12 protein-coding genes are annotated in these 16674 nt (G+C 63.5%); 8 read left to right on the forward strand and 4 right to left on the reverse strand.

Annotated elements, in window-relative coordinates; translation table 11 throughout:
* Positions 1-7: 7 nt before the first annotated feature.
* The 7 genes from NQ492_RS14740 (at position 8) to NQ492_RS14770 (ending at position 11190) form a co-directional block, all read left to right on the forward strand.
* The gene (locus tag NQ492_RS14740; protein WP_022062338.1) at positions 8-1300 is read left to right on the forward strand and encodes a cysteate synthase; all 1293 of its coding nucleotides are present in this window, start codon (positions 8-10) and stop codon (positions 1298-1300) included.
* 151 nt (positions 1301-1451) lie between these two features.
* Positions 1452-3434 (forward strand): TonB-dependent receptor plug domain-containing protein, encoded by a 1983-nt coding sequence (locus NQ492_RS14745; RefSeq protein WP_044053959.1) that lies wholly within the window; start codon positions 1452-1454, stop codon positions 3432-3434.
* A gap of 188 nt (positions 3435-3622) precedes the next feature.
* Positions 3623-5323 carry a glutamate formimidoyltransferase gene (ftcD, locus tag NQ492_RS14750; protein ID WP_015546043.1) on the forward strand — a complete coding sequence of 567 codons (1701 nt, stop codon included), beginning with the start codon at positions 3623-3625 and terminating at the stop codon, positions 5321-5323.
* A gap of 1 nt (position 5324) precedes the next feature.
* Positions 5325-7364, forward strand: a complete 2040-nt coding sequence (locus NQ492_RS14755) for a urocanate hydratase (protein ID WP_015546044.1) — start codon at positions 5325-5327, stop codon at positions 7362-7364.
* 31 nt (positions 7365-7395) lie between these two features.
* Positions 7396-8877: a histidine ammonia-lyase gene (gene hutH / locus NQ492_RS14760; protein ID WP_015546045.1), complete on the forward strand. Its 1482-nt coding sequence runs from the start codon at positions 7396-7398 to the stop codon at positions 8875-8877.
* On the forward strand, positions 8874-10118 hold the full coding sequence (gene hutI, locus NQ492_RS14765) for an imidazolonepropionase (RefSeq protein WP_015546046.1): 1245 nt from the start codon (positions 8874-8876) through the stop codon (positions 10116-10118). Before hutH ends, hutI begins: the two co-directional genes overlap by 4 nt.
* Before the next feature lie 226 nt (positions 10119-10344).
* Complete coding sequence (locus NQ492_RS14770; RefSeq protein WP_015546047.1) at positions 10345-11190, forward strand: bifunctional methionine sulfoxide reductase B/A protein; 846 nt, start codon at positions 10345-10347, stop codon at positions 11188-11190.
* A 206-nt stretch (positions 11191-11396) separates the two neighbouring features.
* Here NQ492_RS14770 and NQ492_RS14775 read toward each other — a convergent pair whose 3' ends face one another.
* Positions 11397-12245: a glycosyltransferase family 2 protein gene (locus NQ492_RS14775; protein WP_015546048.1), complete on the reverse strand. Its 849-nt coding sequence runs from the start codon at positions 12243-12245 to the stop codon at positions 11397-11399.
* Between the two features lie 286 nt (positions 12246-12531).
* Here NQ492_RS14775 and NQ492_RS14780 point away from each other — a divergent pair, with 286 nt between their 5' ends.
* Positions 12532-13410 (forward strand): DMT family transporter, encoded by an 879-nt coding sequence (locus NQ492_RS14780; protein ID WP_015546049.1) that lies wholly within the window; start codon positions 12532-12534, stop codon positions 13408-13410.
* 66 nt (positions 13411-13476) lie between these two features.
* Here the strand turns inward: NQ492_RS14780 and NQ492_RS14785 are convergent, their stop codons facing one another.
* From NQ492_RS14785 to NQ492_RS14795, 3 genes are all read right to left on the reverse strand, one after another.
* A complete protein-coding gene (locus tag NQ492_RS14785; protein WP_044053960.1) occupies positions 13477-14313 on the reverse strand; it encodes an endonuclease/exonuclease/phosphatase family protein in 837 nt (278 codons plus the stop codon).
* A gap of 64 nt (positions 14314-14377) precedes the next feature.
* Positions 14378-15541, reverse strand: coding sequence for a MalY/PatB family protein (locus NQ492_RS14790; protein WP_015546051.1), 1164 nt, complete (start codon positions 15539-15541; stop codon positions 14378-14380).
* 150 nt (positions 15542-15691) lie between these two features.
* Positions 15692-16612, reverse strand: a complete 921-nt coding sequence (locus NQ492_RS14795; protein ID WP_015546052.1) for a helix-turn-helix domain-containing protein — start codon at positions 16610-16612, stop codon at positions 15692-15694.
* Positions 16613-16674 lie beyond the last annotated feature (62 nt).

Here is a 16674-nt window from a genome sequence, read left to right on the forward strand (position 1 = left end):
CCTCTTCATGGAAAATTTCACACCTACCCCCTACACGTTGGAATGTGTCGCCACGGGCCGCGAATTCGAAGACGCCGGCTGGATGCTTGCCGACCCGCAGTGCAAGGAGCCTTCGCTCGTGCGCACCAAATACGCCCGCAAACAGATCGACGTGAAGCCCGCCGACTGGGGCCTGTACCGTTTCTCGGACTGGATGCCCGTGCGGCGTATCCTCAAAGGTTCGTCGGCTCCCGTGACCTATAAGAGCAAGGGCCTCGCCGCGCACCTCGGGCTGGAAAACCTCTGGATCACCTTCAACGGCTGGTATCCGGCCATCGGGGCCACGATGTCGACCTGCTCGTTCAAGGAGACCGAGGCCTATTCGGTCTGCGGCCGCGCCGCTGCCGACGAACGGCGCGTGCTGGTGGTGGCTTCGGCCGGAAACACCGCCCGGGCCTTCGCCAAGGTCTGCTCGGACAATAACATCAGGCTGCTGCTCTCGGTTCCCTACGACAATATCGGCGCGCTGTGGTTCGACCAGCCGCTGAACCCCTGCGTGAAACTCATTTCGTGCGAGAAGGGCGGCGACTATTTCGACGCCATCCATTTGAGCGACATCGCGCTGAAAAGCCCCGGCTTCTACGCCGAGGGCGGCGCCAAGAACGTCGCGCGTCGCGACGGCATGGCCTGCACGGTCCTTTCGGCCGTGACGACCATCGGCCGCATTCCCGACTACTATTTCCAGGCTGTGGGCAGCGGCACGGGCGCCATTGCCGCTTGGGAGGCTAACATGCGTCTGGTGGAGGACGGCCGCTTCGGGCGGAATACGATGAAACTGATGGTGGCGCAGAACGCCCCGTTCGTCCCGATGTACGACGCCTGGCAGGCGGCATCGCGCAAGCTGCTGCCTTACGACGACGACAAGGCGCGCCGCGACGCGGAGATCATCGACGCCAAGGTGCTTTCGAACCGCCGTCCGCCTTACAGCGTCACGGGCGGTCTTTTCGATGCGCTGAAAGCCACCGGCGGCGAGGTTTTCGTGGCCACGAACGCCATGGCGCGCAAGGCCCGCAAGCTGTTCCACGAACTCGAAGGCGTCGACATCTATTCGGCGGCGGGCGTTGCGCTGGCGTCGCTCGTCAATGCCGTGAACGCGGGTAAAATCGAGAAGGACGCCACCGTCATGCTCAATGTCACGGGCGGCGGCGAGGAGCACTTCAAGGAGGGCAAGGAGCTGTGGTATCTCAAGCCGAGCCACGTCTTCCCGCTCGAACCCGACGAAAACGACGTCGTGGAGAAGGTCGAGGCGCTGTTCAACTGAATGACAGCGGGTTGACTGATTGCTTCTGTGCGATTTACACAAACGGGCCTGTGTAGCCCGTTTTTTTTGTTACCTTTGCGCGTCCGAACCGGGGATCAGCAGCCGGACCCGGTTCGGACGTTTTTTCACTTTTAACCCAAATTTCAAACAAATGGAAAACATCCAAACAAAGCAGTACCCCTGCTTCAAGCGTTGGAGTCGCAAAAACTGGTCGGTTTTTGCCAGCCTCCACCGTTATGTGACTATCGGGGTCCTCTCTGTCGGGATGTCGATCCTGCTGCTTGCGACGCAAGGTGCGTCCGCGCAGACTGTCGACACGACCGCTGTCCTCAAGACATTGCGGATACGGGAAGTCGGCGTCACCGGGAGTCAGACGGCTCCCGCGCGCAACGCCCAGTCGCACACCCCGCTTTTCGACCGGAAAGCCCAGGCCCCGGCGCCTGTCCAGACTCTGGAAGCCGCCCTGCGCCTTGCTCCTTCGGTCGATGTCCGCGAACGCGGAGGCAAGGGAACGCAGGCCGACATCTTCATCCGGGGAGGCTCTTTCGACCAGACCATGGTCCTTCTCAACGGCATTGATTTCACCGATGCCCGCACCGGGCATCAGTCCCACGCGCTGCCCGTCGACCTCGACTGCATTTCGGCCGTCGAACTGATCGACGGCGTTCCGGGCGTTGGAGCCTACGCCGGTGCGGTGAACATCCGCACCGCGCCGCTGCGGCCCACCTACCTGCGCCTCGAAGCCTCGGGCGGCCAGTACGGCTATGGCTACGGGAATCTTTCGGGCGCGGTGAGTGCGGGACGCTTCTCGGTGCTCGGCGCGGCTTCGTACCGCCGCAGCGACGGCTACCGGCACAATACCGATTTCTCCAACTACAACGCATTCGTACGGGCGACCTACGACGGCGGGCGGGCCGGGTTCTTCGACTTGCAGGCCGGGTGGCAGGACCGCGATTTCGGCTCCAACGGTTTCTATGCGGCCTACAATCCCGACCAGTGGGAGCATACCGCCACGGCCCTGGGGTCGCTGCGGTGGCTGAAAACCGCAGGCCGCTTTTCGCTGGGGGCCGCCGCGAGCTACCGCAAGAACTTCGACCGCTACGACTGGACGCGCGGCACGGCGATGAACCGCCACAACACGGACAATGTCGGAGCGAAGCTCTGGGCCGACTGCGACTGGGCGGCGGGCGTTACCACCGTGGGCGGAGACTATGCTTTCAACCACATTTACAGCACCAATCTGGGTGACAAGCTTTCGGTTCCCGAAGGCCATTACACCCATGCCAAGGCGCGCCACACGGGCAACCTGTGGCTGCGGCACGCCAAGCGGTGGCGGCATTTCGACGCGGCGGCTTCGGCGGGCGTGAGCCTCACGCCCTACGGCACTTCGGCCCTGTGGAGCCTTTCGGCGGGCTATGCCCCCGCGGCCGGGCTGCGCCTCGAAGCCGGGGCGTGGCAGTCGATGCGCCTGCCGACCTTCACGGACCTCTACTACACCTCCCCGGCGCAGATCAACAATCTCGATCTTACGCCGGAACACGCAGTCACATACCGACTTGGTGTGGATTACCTCAAGCGGAGCTGGAACCTTTCGGCGCAAGCCTATTACCGCTCCGGGCGCGACATCATCGACTGGGTCTGGCGCGAGGACATGGGCAGCAAGTGGCATTCCGAACAGACGAGCAGCCTCGATACCTTCGGGATCGAACTCGCGGGCGGCTATACGGTTTCGGAAGGCTTCCTGCGCCGCGTGACGCTCTCGTACGGCTACATCACGACCGACCGGAACGCGGACGTCATCGCCAAAAGCGCGATGGATTTCATGCGTCACAAGGCGGCATTGGCCGTGGAGGTGCATTTCCTGCGGCGGATGTCGCTTGCGCTGACCGGCTCGGTCTACGACCGCAACGGCAGCTATACGCATTACCCCGAACCGGGCAACGCCTCCCTTAACGAAGAACGCGACTACAAGCCCTATTTCCTGCTCGACGGACGTCTCCAGTGGGAGAAGGGCATCTGCCGCCTCTACGTCGACGCCACGAACATCACCGACACGCGCTACTGCGACATCGGCGGAATCCGCCTGCCGGGTTTCTGGTGTACGGGCGGGGTGACGCTGACCATCGGCAAATAACCTCTCTTTTCCGAGACCGGGGCGCTTCCGCCCCCGGATTTCGGTCCGGCTGCAATCCTGGCCCGGTGCACAAATGCACCGGGCCTTTCTGTTTTTCGCAAAAAGCCGCCTGTTTTGTTACGGTTTTTTCGGATTTCTCCCGATTATTATTTATCTTTGAAGTATAAGAATTTAAATGCGACGATCCTATGTCCCAAAGAATCATTGAATGCGTTCCCAATTTCAGCGAGGGGCGCGATAAGGCCGTGATCCGGCAAATCACCGCGGCCATCGAGGCCTCCGGGGGCGTCAAACTGCTCGACGTGGACCCCGGCGAGGCGACCAACCGCACGGTCGTGACCTTCGTCGGCGAACCCGAAGCGGTCGTCGAGGCCGCTTTTGCCGGGGTGAAGCGGGCGGCCGAACTGATCGACATGCGCCGCCACAAGGGGGCGCATCCCCGCATGGGGGCCACCGACGTGCTGCCGCTGATACCGATTGCGGGCGTCACGCTTGCGGAGTGCGCCGAACTGGCGCGTGCGCTGGCCCGGCGTATCGCCGACGAACTGCGCATCCCGACCTATTGCTACGAGGCTGCGGCCTTTGCGCCCGAACGGAAAAACCTCGCCGTGTGCCGCGCCGGGGAGTACGAGGCCCTGCCCGAGAAACTGGCGCACACGGCATCCGCGCCCGATTTCGGGGCGCGTCCCTTCGACGAGGGGGTCGCCCGCACGGGAGCTACGACCGTCGGGGCGCGCGACTTCCTGATCGCCGTGAATTTCAACCTGAACACCACCTCCACGCGCCGCGCCAACGCCATCGCCTTCGACGTGCGCGAAAAGGGGCGTCCCGTCCGCGAGGGCAACCCCATCACGGGCAGGGTGGTGAAGGATGCCGCGGGAAATCCCGTGATGCAGCCCGGAACGCTTCCGGCCACGAAGGCCATCGGCTGGTTCATCGAGGAGTACGGCATCGCGCAGGTCTCGATGAACATCACCGACATCTCCCGGACGCCGCTCCACGCGGCTTTCGACGAGGTGTGCCGCAAGGCCGACGCCCGCGGCGTGCGCGTCACGGGGACCGAAATCGTGGGGCTGGTTCCGAAACGCGCTTTGGTCGAAGCCGGCAAATACTTCCTCCGCAAGCAGCGCCGCTCGACGGGCGTCGCCGAGGAGGAGATCATACGCATTGCCGTCAAGTCGATGGGACTGGACGACCTGAAGCCGTTCGATCCTGCCGAGAAGGTGATCGAGTACCTGCTTGAAGCGGAGGTTCCGAAGAAGCGGCTTATCGACATGACCTGCAAGGCGTTCGCCGAAGAGACGGCGAGCGAATCTCCCGCTCCGGGCGGCGGCTCGATCGCGGCCTACATGGGTGCGCTGGGCGCGGCCCTCGGGACGATGGTCGCCAACCTCTCGTCGCACAAGGCGGGGTGGGACGACCGCTGGGAGGAGTTTTCCGACTGGGCCGAACGGGGGCAGGCCGTTCTTGCGGAGCTTCTGCACCTCGTGGACGAGGACACGGCGGCGTTCAACCGCATCATGGCGGTTTTCGCCATGCCCAAGTCGACCGACGAGGAGAAGGCGGCGCGCAGCGCCGCGTTGCAGGAGGCGACGCTCTATGCCACGGAGGTTCCTCTGCGGACGATGAAGGCCGCCTCGCGGGTTTTTGAAATCGTGCGCGCCATGGCCTCGGAGGGCAACCCCAATTCGGTCTCCGACGCCGGCGTGGGTGCGCTGGCGGCCCGCAGCGCGGTGCTGGGGGCGTGCCTCAATGTGAAGATCAACGCCGCGGGGCTGAAGGACCGTGCCGTGGCCGATGCGCTGATCGCCGAAGCCGATGCGCTGGCCGCCGAAGCCGTGCGTCTCGAAGCGGAGGTCTTGCAGATCGTCGAATCTAAAATCGGATAATATGACACGCGAAGAGTTTCAGAACGACATTCGCGCGGGCATTCCCGACCGGCTGCCCGCCGCGAAACCCTATGACAAACAGATCAACCATGCGCCCAAACGCAAGGACATCCTTTCGGACGAGGAGAAGACGCTGGCTCTGAAAAACGCCCTGCGCTATTTTCCGGTCAGGCACCACGCCGTGCTGGCGAAGGAGTTCGCCGAGGAGCTGCGCCGCTACGGCCGTATCTATATGTACCGCCTGCGTCCCGACTACGAGATGCATGCGCGTCCGATCGGCGAATATCCCGCCCGCTGCCGGCAGGCGGCGGCCGTCATGCTGATGATTCAGAACAACCTCGACCCGCGGGTCGCCCAGCATCCCCACGAGCTGATCACCTACGGCGGCAACGGCGCCGTGTTCCAGAACTGGGCGCAGTACCGCCTTGCGATGCAGTATCTTTCGGAAATGACTGAAAATCAAACCTTGGTCATGTATTCCGGGCATCCGCTGGGGCTGTTCCCGTCGCATCCCGACGCCCCGCGCGTGGTGGTTACGAACGGCATGGTGATTCCCAACTACTCGAAGCCCGACGACTGGGAGCGGCTCAACGCCCTCGGGGTGTCGCAGTACGGGCAGATGACCGCCGGGTCGTACATGTATATCGGGCCGCAGGGCATCGTCCACGGCACGACGATCACGGTGATGAACGCCGCGCGCAAACGCTTTACGGCCGGCCGCACCGATACGCGCGGGATGCTGTTCGTCTCGTCGGGTCTCGGCGGCATGTCGGGAGCGCAGCCCAAGGCGGGCAATATTTCGGGCGTGGTGTCGGTCGTCGCCGAGATCAACCCCAAGGCGGCGCAGAAACGCCACGAGCAGGGATGGGTCGACGAGCTGCATGAAGCGCTGGATGAGCTGATCCCGCGTATCCGCCAGGCTGTCAAGGCGAAAGAGGTCGTGTCGATGGCCTATGTGGGCAACGTCGTGGACCTCTGGGAGCGGCTGGCCGCGGAGGAGATTCCGGTAGACCTGGGTTCGGACCAGACCTCGCTGCACAACCCCTGGGCGGGCGGTTACTATCCCGTGGGGTTGAGCTACGAGGCGTCGAACAAGATGATGGCCGAGGAGCCGGGCCGCTTTAGAGAGTGTGTGCAGGAGTCGCTGCGGCGGCAGGTCGATGCCATCAACAAATTGACCGACAGGGGAATGTATTTCTTCGACTACGGCAATGCCTTCCTGCTGGAAGCCTCGCGCGCCGGGGCCGCGGTGACGGGCGAGGGCGGACGCTTCCGCTATCCCTCCTACGTGCAGGACATCATGGGACCCATGTTCTTCGACTACGGCTTCGGGCCGTTCCGCTGGGTCTGCACCTCGGGGAAGCCCGAAGACCTCGAAACGACCGACTCTCTGGCCGCCGAAGTGCTGGATGAGATCCGGAAGACGGCTCCCGACGACATCCGGGGGCAGCTGGACGACAATATTCACTGGATTCGCGAGGCCGGGCGCAACCGGCTGGTCGTCGGGTCGCAGGCGCGCATTCTCTATGCCGACTGCGAAGGGCGCGTGAAGATCGCCGAGGCGTTCAACCGGGCCATCGCCGAGGGCCGCATCACGGCCCCCGTGGTGCTGGGGCGCGACCATCACGATGTTTCGGGAACCGATTCGCCCTACCGCGAGACCTCGAACATCTACGACGGTTCGTGCCTGACGGCCGACATGGCCGTGCAGAACGTCATCGGCGATGCGTTCCGCGGCGCGACGTGGGTTTCGATCCACAACGGCGGCGGCGTGGGCTGGGGCGAGGTGATCAACGGCGGCTTCGGCATGGTGATCGACGGTTCGGAGGATGCCGGCCGCCGCATCCGCGAAATGCTGCTGTGGGACGTCAACAACGGCATCGCGCGCCGCAGCTGGGCGCGTAACGAAGGGGCCGTCGAGGCCATCCGCCGCGAAATGGACCGCACGCCCGGACTGCGTGTGACCCTGCCTGTTTTTGCCGACGAGAAACTTGTCCGCGAGGCGCTGAACGAACAGGGCGGCGCTTCGGATAAATTATGAATTTCGAATTATGAATTTTGAATTGTCATCCATGGAACATCACCATATCACCGCGGAGCACCTTTCGGTCGGGCGCGTCCGCGAAATCCTCGAACGGCGGCTGCTGCTCGCGTTGAGCGACGACGCCCGGGCGCGCATCGTCCGCTGCCGCGAGTACCTCGACCGCAAGATGGAGAACCCCGAGCGGCCGATCTACGGCATCACGACCGGTTTCGGGTCGCTGTGCGACATTTCGGTGGGCCGCGACGAGCTGTCGCGCCTGCAACAGAACCTCGTGATGTCGCACGCCTGCGGAACCGGGGAGCGCGTGCCCTCGGAGATCGTGCGGCTGATTCTGCTGCTCAAGATACAGTCGCTCGCCTACGGCCATTCGGGCGTGCAGCTGGCGACGGTGGAGCGTCTCGTGGAGTTTTTCAACCGCGGCATCCTGCCCGTCGTCTATCAGCAGGGTTCGCTGGGTGCTTCGGGCGACCTCGCGCCGCTGGCACATATGAGCCTGCCGCTGCTGGGGCTGGGCGAGGTGGAGTATAAGGGCGAGGTGCGTCCCTCGGCCGAAGTGCTTGCCGAACTGGGGCTGGAGCCGATCCGGTTGCAGTCGAAAGAGGGCCTTGCGCTGCTGAACGGCACGCAGTTTATGAGCGCCTACGGCGTCTGGTCGCTGATCCACGCCCGGCGGCTGAGCGAGTGGGCCGACCGCATCGGGGCGTTGTCGTTAGACGCCTTCGACGGTCGTATCGAGCCTTTCTGCGACGAGGTGCACCTGATCCGCGCCCACCGGGGGCAGCTCGCCACGGCCCGGAATGTCCGCGGGCTGCTCGAAGGCAGCGAACTGATCGCCCGCCCCAAGCACCACGTGCAGGACCCCTATTCGTTCCGCTGCATGCCGCAGGTTCACGGAGCCTCGAAGGACACGATCGACTATGTGGAGAGCGTGCTGACCACGGAAATCAACTCCACGACGGACAATCCGACGGTCTTCCCCGAGGGAGACATGGTCGTCTCGGCGGGCAATTTCCACGGACAGCCGATCGCTCTGGCGATGGATTTCCTGGCGATCGCCCTGGCCGAGCTGGGCAACATCTCCGAGCGTCGCACCTACAAACTGATCTCCGGGGCGCGCGAACTGCCCAAATTCCTCGTGGCGAACCCCGGGCTGAACAGCGGCTTTATGATTCCGCAGTATACCGCGGCGTCGATCGTGAGCCAGTCCAAGGGGCTGTGCATGCCCGCGTCGGTCGATTCGATCCCCTCGTCGCAGGGGCAGGAGGACCATGTGAGCATGGGTTCCAACGCTGCCACGAAGCTCTGGCGCGTGGTCTGCAACACCGAACGGGTGCTGGCCATCGAGCTGTTCAACGCCGCGCAGGCCATCGAGTTCCGCCGTCCGGCGCACACGTCGCCCGAGTTGGAGCGAATGCTGGCCGACTATCGCAAAGAGGTTCCCTTCATCGACAACGACGAGGTGATGTATCCCCATATCGAAGCCTCCGTCCGATTCCTCCGCGGCCTATGAGACTGCTGGTGAAGAACATCGCCCGCATCGTCGGCATCGAATCGACGGGCCGTCTGCGCTGCTGCGGCGCCGACATGAACAAGCTGGGCATGCTCGACGACGCGTGGCTGCTGGCCGAAGACGGCCGTTTCGCGGCGTTCGGACGCATGGACTCTCTGGGCGACATCGCCGCCGACGAGGTCGTCGACGCGGCAGGGGGCATGCTCTTTCCGTCGTTCTGCGACTCGCACACCCACCTGGTCTACGCCGGGAGCCGCGAGCGGGAGTTTCTGGACAAGATCAACGGTTTGTCGTACGAGGAGATCGCCCGGCGGGGCGGGGGCATTCTCAACTCTGCCGACCGGCTGCACGAGACTTCGGAGGACGAACTCTATGCGCAGGCGATGGAGCGCGTGCGCGAGATCGCGGCGATGGGTACGGGGTGCGTGGAGATCAAGAGCGGCTACGGCCTTTCGACCGGGGACGAGCTGAAGATGCTGCGCGTCATCCGCCGCATCCGCGAAAGCGTGCCGCTGGAGGTGCGGGCCACGTTCCTCGGGGCGCATGCCGTGGCGCGTGCCTACCGGGGACGGCAGGGGGAGTATGTCGATCTGGTGTGCAACGAAATGCTGCCCGCCGTGGCGGCCGAAGGGCTGGCCGATTTCGTCGACGTCTTCTGCGACGAAGGTTTTTTCACGGTCGAAGAGACGGCCCGTATTCTCAAGGCCGCGCGCAAACTGGGGCTGCGGGCGAAAATCCATGCCAACGAACTGGCCGTCTCGGGCGGCGTGCAGGTGGGCGTGGCCTGCGACGCCCTGTCGGTGGACCACCTCGAACGCATGGGACGGGAGGAGATCGAAGCGTTGCGCGGCGCGGCGACCATGCCGACGCTGCTGCCGGGCGCGGCGTTCTTCCTCGGGATGAGCTATCCTCCGGCGCGCGCGATGATCGACGCCGGGCTGGGCGTGGCGCTGGCTTCGGACTACAACCCCGGGTCGTCGCCCTCGGGCAACATGCGCATGGTCTGTTCGCTGGCCTCGATCCGCATGAAGATGACCCCCGCCGAGGCGATCAACGCCGCGACGCTCAACGGCGCCTATGCCATGGGGTTGAGCCGCGACTACGGAAGCGTCACTTTAGGTAAGGTTGCCAACTTTTTCATAACCAAACCGATGCCGTCGATCGAATTTTTCTCCTATGCCTACCAGACGCCGCTGATCCGGCAGGTGTTCCTGCGCGGGCGCAAGATGTGCGGTTTATAGGCAGGGACTGGCCGATACGCTTCGGAACGGGGCGTCCGCCCTTGTCATAACCCGGCTTTCAGGGGTGCGGGCGAGGCGAAACGGTCCGGACCCGAATCGGCGTTTGGAATCTTTTCCGGAATCCTGCTTTTTGCCCGGGCGGCGCAGTTTTTGATTGGAGATATTTATGAAAACCGTTATTCTGATAATTTGCCTCGCCCTGTGCGGGACCGTAAATGGACAAAATATGAAACCGTTGACACCGGAGGAGAAGCGGGTGATCGTGGACAAGGGGACCGAGGCCCCCTTCACGGGCCGCTACTACAAACACAAGGAGGACGGAACCTACGTCTGCCGGCAGTGCGGCGCGCCGTTGTACCGTTCGTCGGACAAGTTCGACGTGGGGTGCGGCTGGCCGAGTTTCGACGACGAGATTCCCGGAGCCGTGAAACGGACCGTCGATGCCGACGGGCGGCGCACGGAGATCACCTGCGCCCGGTGCGGCGGTCATCTGGGCCATGTTTTCACGGGCGAGGGTTTTACGCCCCGGAACACGCGCCACTGTGTCAACTCCGTGTCGCTGGAGTTCGTGCCCGCGGCGAAAAAGGAGCGGACCGAGACGGCGATCTTCGCCGGAGGCTGTTTCTGGGGCGTGGAGCATCTGCTTTCGAAGGAGCCGGGGGTGCTCGATGTCGTGTCGGGCTACATCGGCGGACATACGGAGAATCCCACTTACGAGGAGGTGTGCAGCCACCGCACGGGACATGCCGAGGCGGTGCGGGTGACGTTCGATCCGGCGAAAGTCTCCTACGAAAAGCTGGCGCGGCTCTTTTTCGAGATTCACGACCCCACGCAGGTCGGGCGGCAGGGACCCGACATCGGCGACCAGTACCGTTCGGAGGTCTTCTATACGACACCGGCCCAGCGCGCGACGGCTGAAAAACTGATCGCCGAGCTGCGTGCGAAAGGGTACGACGTCGCCACGCGCGTCACGGCGGCCACGACCTTCTGGCCGGCGGAAGAGTATCACCAGGACTATTACGACCGCAAAGGCGCGCAGCCCTATTGCCACGCCTACACCAAGCGGTTCTGATCGCTGTAAGGGGCCGGGTAGAGGGGCGGGGTCCGCCGTTTCAGTCCCGATGCTTTTCTGTCCGGCCCGGTGCTTTCTGTCCGGTCCGATGCTTTTCTGTCCGGACCGGTGCTCTCTGTCCGGCCCGGTGCTTTCTGTTCGGCCCGGTGCTTTCTGCCCGGTTCCGCACTTCGGCCCGGGCCTTTGGTTGGGGCCGGGCCAAAGCGCTATTTCAACAGATTGTCCTCCTCGTCCTTGTATTCCGATTTTTTGAAAAACATTCCGCCGAGGCCTTTCAGCGCCTTGACGGCCCGCACGCGGAAACTGTCCAGCAGCGTGCCGTCCTTCGAGACGGTGCCGTAGCCCGTCACGGCGCGCGCCCGGCGGCTGCGGACGAAGGCGATGCGGCCGTACGGCTTGAGTCCGAGGGCCAGCGATCCGTCCTCGCCGCGGATGATGTCGGTGCGGATGCCCACCTTGCGGGCCAGCTCGGTGTCGTAGGCGAAAACCAGTCCGCGGACGCTCAATTCGGGGCGTTGGAACGACTGGAGCCACAGGTGCGTGTCGCGGGCCAGTTCGTAGAACCAAAGTCCGGCGGCGGAGTGGGCTGCGTCGGGAATGTAGCTCCACAGCGAACTGGCCGCCACGACGCCCCGGCGTTCCAGCGCGTCGACCATCGTTTCGACGTAGCGCGGCGGGTATATGGTGTCGGCGTCGATGTTGATGTGGTATTTTCCCCGGGCGCGGTTCAGTCCGCAGAGGCGTGCATGGCCGCATCCGGGCGTCGTTTCGCGCTGCCACGGCAGACCGAGGGTTTCGAAAATCTCCGCCGTGCGGTCCTTCGACAGGTTGTCCGTGGCGATGATCTCCATCGGGTAGCGGCATCGCTGTTCGGCGAGCGACCAGAGACAGGCCGTCAGCCGTTTTTCCTCGTTGCAGGCGATGACCGACACGGTCGCCAGCGGCCGGTCCGACTGTCGTTCGGCGAGTTTCGCGCGCACTTCGGCGACGGTCTCCGCGGGGACTTCGGCGAAGGGCTTTTCATAGACGGGGAGGTATTTCGAGTACCATTTCATGCGATCGGGGTTTATACGGCAAAGGTAGCATTAAATTCCGCACGGGCAAGCGATTCGGCGCTGATTGCCGGGCCTGCGGCGGGAAAGCGGCTGTCGTCGATTGCGGGGCGGAGGTAGGCCCGGCGGCAGTCGGCCGGGCGGCAGGGAGTTCGGGACGGTCCCGGCGGCGGATTCCGGAACCCCGGCCGGGAAACGGGGAAAACCGCTTTGCGGCGGCGCTTTTCACTCCGGGGCTGTGCGGAATGGCGATATATTTCTTATTTTTGCGGCTCCAAACGAGTTTTTTATGTTGCGTGTCAAAGGCATTCTCTGGGCGGCTCTCTCCTCGTCGACATTCGGACTGGCCCCGCTGTTCACCCTGCTGTTGCTGGGCGTGGGTTATTCGTCGTTCGAGGTCCTGACCTACCGCTGGGGTGTGGCGTCGTTGTGTCTGGGAGCCTACGGCCTGCTGGCGGGGTGCGATTTCCGCCTCGGGAGGCGCGAACTGGGCACGGTGTTCCTGCTGAGCCTGTTCCGCGCTGCGACGTCGCTGAGCCTGGTGATCGCCTATCAGAACATCGCCAGCGGGGTGGCCTCGACGATTCACTTCATGTATCCGCTGGTCGTGGCCGTCGTGATGATGTGTTTCTTCCGCGAACGCGGTTCGGTGTGGACCTTCGCGGCGATCGGCATGTCGATCGTCGGCGCGGTGCTGCTGTCGCTGGGCAACGTCGATTTCTCGCACGGCGACACGACGCTGGGGATCGTTTCGGCGACCGTCTCGGTCGTCGCCTACGGCGGTTACATCGTGGGCGTGCGCCGGAGCCGCGCGGTGGAGATCGACTCCACGGTGCTGACCTGCTGCGTGATGGCCTTCGGCGCGCTGTTCTTCATCGCCGGGGGCCTGCTGACGGGCGGCGTGCGTCTTGAGGCCGACCCGCATACGTGGCTCTATATCCTCGGTGTGGCCATTCCGGCGACGGCCGTCTCGAACATGGCGCTGGTGCAGGCCATCAAGAGCATCGGGCCGACGCTGACCTCGATTTTCGGGGCCATGGAGCCGCTGACCGCCGTGGTGATCGGCGTCTGGGTTTTTGCCGAGCTTTTCACGGCGAAGGGCGCCGCGGGCATCCTGCTGATCGTGGCGGCGGTGTCGGTCGTGGTCCTGCGCAGCCGGAAAGGGTAGCCGGGGCGGCCGGCGTGCGGCGATACGAAAAATCCCGGAGTTTGCGCTCCGGGATTTTTCGTGTTCTTAAAGTGTGAAGACCATCGCGATGGGGTAGTGGTCCGAAATGTAGGGCGCTCCGTAGTTGCCGTCGAGCGTGGCGAATAGCTGGCATTTGAGCTTGCCGCGGTAGTAGAGGTGGTCGATGACGATGGTGTCGGGAGCCGAGCCGAACCCGTTGAAAGTCCCCTTGTGGTCGGTCGTCGCGGCCTTGGCGCGGGCCGAGACCATATATTTGGTCAGGGGTTTGAAGATCGGGCTGTCGACCGGGGTGTTGAAGTCGCCGCCGACGATGGCCGGGGCTTTCTTGCCGGCGATCTCGTGGATCTTTTCGATGAGCAGCTTCACGCCCTCTTCGCGCGCCGCCTTGCCCTTGTGGTCGAGGTGGGTGTTGAAATAGAAGAACTCCTTGCCCGACTTCCGGTCCTTGAGTTCGACCCACGTCACCGTGCGGTTGCAGGCCCCGTCCCAGCCGCGCGACACCTTGTCGGGTGTTTCGCTGAGCCAGAACGTGCCGCTGTCGAGCAGCTCGAAACGATCGCGCAGGTAGTAGACGGCCATGAACTCGCCCTTCTCGGCGCCGTCGTCGCGGCCCACGCCCACGCGGGCGTACTGCGGGCACTCGGTGTCGATGTAGTGCAGCTGGTCGATAAGTCCTTCCTGCACGCCGAACACGTCGGGAGCCTCCCGGCGGATCATCTCCGGAGTGGCGTGACGACGTTTCATCCAGACGTTGTCGCCGTCCTTGCCGTGGCTGGTGCGCAGGTTGTAGGAGATCAGTTTGATCGGTTCGGCGCCGTCGGCGGCGAATGCCGGCATTGAAAAAGAGGCTGCTAACAGCAGCAGAAGTGCTATTTTCTTCATTTGGGTTACAGGTGTGATTAACTTATGCAAAGATAGCAATATTTTTCGGAAAGCCAACCGTTTTTCAGGTTGTCAGAACCCTTTTCAGGCGGTCGAGACCCTCGGCCAGCAGTTTGCGCGGGCAGGCGATGTTCAGGCGGATGAAGCCTTCGCCCGCGGCGCCGTACATGGACCCGGAGTTGACGTGCAGGCGGCCTTCGTCCAGCAGCCGTCGGGTGAGCGCGTCGGACGACAGCCCCGCGGCCCGGCAGTCGGTCCAGACGAGGTAGGTTCCTTCCAGCGGAAGCACCGGGAACTGCGGAAGATGCCGCGCGAAGTAGTCCCGCAGGAAAAGGTAGTTTTCCCACAGGTAGCCGTTGAGCGCGTCGAGCCACTCGGCGCCGTCCGTGTAGGCCGCCGTCAGAGCCTCGATGGCGAAGGGGCTGATCATGCCCGTCTCGTTGATTTCGAGCGACCGGGCGATCCGTTCCCGGAGGCCGGCGTCGGCGGCGAAGATGTTGGCCACCTGCACTCCCGCGAGGTTGAACGCCTTGCTGGGCGAGGCGCAGGTGACCGAGCGGCGCGCGAACTCCTCCGAAAGCGAGGCGAAGGGGGTGTAGCGGAATCCCGGCATCACCAGCTCGCAGTGGATTTCGTCGGCCACGACCAGTATGTCGCGGCGCAGGCAGATGTCGCCGATGCGGCGCAGCTCTTCGGGCGTCCAGACCCGCCCCGCGGGGTTGTGCGGGTTGCAGAGCAGCATCAGTTTCACGGCAGGGTCGGCGGCCCGGCGTTCCAGCGCGTCGAAATCGACCGTATAGCGGTTGTCGCCGTAAGTCAGTTCGCACTCCGCGGCGGAGCACCCGCTGTTGTCGATGGCGATGAAGAAGTGGTTGTAGACGGGCGTCAGCACCAGCACCCGGTCTCCGGGGCGGGTCAGCGCCCGGAGAATGGCCGAGAGCGCCGGGATCACGCCCGTCACGGGAAGTATCCAGTCCGCTCCGGGCGCCCAGCCGTGCCGCCGGGCAAACCAGGACGTGACCGCCCCGTAGTAGCTCTCCGGGACCGTGGCGTAGCCGTAGACGCCGTGCTCCACCCGGCGGCGGAGCGCCTCGACGACGCACGGGGCCGTGCGGAAATCCATGTCGGCGACCCACATCGGGAGGATGTCGGCCGCAGGTTCCTCGTCCCACTTCACCGAGTTGGTTCCCCGGCGCGGGATCAGTTGATCGAAATCGTATTTTGCCATATCGGAATGCACTTTATTTACAAAGATACGAAAAAGTCGGATCGCTGCAATACCGGACTGCCGTGCGACTCGGTGGAACCTGCCGACCTTCGGAAAGTGTCGTTACGACACCAAATATACGAAAAAGTCGGACCGCTGCAAAACCTCCGGCTATTTGCTCATCCGGTATGCCGACGGGGTCATGCCCGTGTGGCTGCGGAAATACTTGCCGAAAAACGACTGGTTGGGGAAATTGAGGCAGTAGGCGATCTCCTGAATGCTCATCGTCGAATATTTCAGCAGGTTTTTGGCTTCGAGCACCACGTAGTCGTCGATCCATTCGGCGGCGGTGCGGCCCGAGGTCTTGCGGATGATCGTCGTGAGGTATTTGGGCGTCAGGTGCAGCTGCCCGGCGTAGAAGCCCACCGAACGCTCCTGCATGTAATGTTTGGTCAGTTCGCTCATAAACTGGTTGAAATACTCGTCGTTGCGGCTGCGGGCCGAGGTCTCCGGGGCGGGCTGCGACTCGATGTGCCGCCCGATGATGCGGCAGACCTTGTAGGCCAGCGTGCGGATCATCGAGCGCAGGATCTCCGGCGAATAGACGTCGCCCGGGCGGGGCAGGCTCTCGGAGCGGATTTCGGCGAACGAGCCGGTGATGCCGGCCCATTCGGCTTCGCAGAGCCGCAGGCAGGGCTGTTTCTCGACGCTTAAAAAGAGCCTCGAAAGCAGTTTGATGTCGATATTGATGCGCCGGATGAACTCCTCTTCGTAGATCACCGTGTAGACCGAGGACTCCGGCCGGATGGATTCCACTTGCAGAATCGAGCCGGGCAGGAAGACGAACAGCATCTTCGCGTCGAGCGTGTGGCGGCGCAGTCCCGAGGTGAACGAAATCGAACCTTCGGAACAAAAAAGGATCGCGAAGGCATCGAGACGCGTCGGGTAGCGGAACAGGTCGATGTTGACCGTGTCCATGATCTTGACGCGCGAAGCGATCAGACAGCCATCGAAATAGAGGTCTTCCGGGCGCGGTTCGTTGACGGTGAGCAATGTTTCGAGCGAGAAGCTCTGAATCTCCTTTTCGTTCATTTTATCGGTCGTATTTCGGGCAAATATAACGAATTTGCCGAATACGATTTGTCGAAAGGTTG

Origin of the sequence: Alistipes shahii WAL 8301, assembly GCF_025145845.1 — a bacterium.
Taxonomy (GTDB): domain Bacteria; phylum Bacteroidota; class Bacteroidia; order Bacteroidales; family Rikenellaceae; genus Alistipes; species Alistipes shahii.

Coding starts and splice junctions, on each gene's coding strand:
- NQ492_RS14790 (WP_015546051.1), bottom strand. CDS start 15,541: ATGGCAAAATACGATTTCGATCAACTGATCCCGCGCCGGGGAACCAAC.
- NQ492_RS14755 (WP_015546044.1), top strand. CDS start 5,325: ATGACACGCGAAGAGTTTCAGAACGACATTCGCGCGGGCATTCCCGAC.
- hutH (WP_015546045.1), top strand. CDS start 7,396: ATGGAACATCACCATATCACCGCGGAGCACCTTTCGGTCGGGCGCGTC.
- NQ492_RS14745 (WP_044053959.1), top strand. CDS start 1,452: ATGGAAAACATCCAAACAAAGCAGTACCCCTGCTTCAAGCGTTGGAGT.
- NQ492_RS14770 (WP_015546047.1), top strand. CDS start 10,345: ATGAAACCGTTGACACCGGAGGAGAAGCGGGTGATCGTGGACAAGGGG.
- NQ492_RS14785 (WP_044053960.1), bottom strand. CDS start 14,313: ATGAAGAAAATAGCACTTCTGCTGCTGTTAGCAGCCTCTTTTTCAATG.
- NQ492_RS14775 (WP_015546048.1), bottom strand. CDS start 12,245: ATGAAATGGTACTCGAAATACCTCCCCGTCTATGAAAAGCCCTTCGCC.
- hutI (WP_015546046.1), top strand. CDS start 8,874: ATGAGACTGCTGGTGAAGAACATCGCCCGCATCGTCGGCATCGAATCG.
- NQ492_RS14780 (WP_015546049.1), top strand. CDS start 12,532: ATGTTGCGTGTCAAAGGCATTCTCTGGGCGGCTCTCTCCTCGTCGACA.
- NQ492_RS14740 (WP_022062338.1), top strand. CDS start 8: ATGGAAAATTTCACACCTACCCCCTACACGTTGGAATGTGTCGCCACG.
- NQ492_RS14795 (WP_015546052.1), bottom strand. CDS start 16,612: ATGAACGAAAAGGAGATTCAGAGCTTCTCGCTCGAAACATTGCTCACC.
- ftcD (WP_015546043.1), top strand. CDS start 3,623: ATGTCCCAAAGAATCATTGAATGCGTTCCCAATTTCAGCGAGGGGCGC.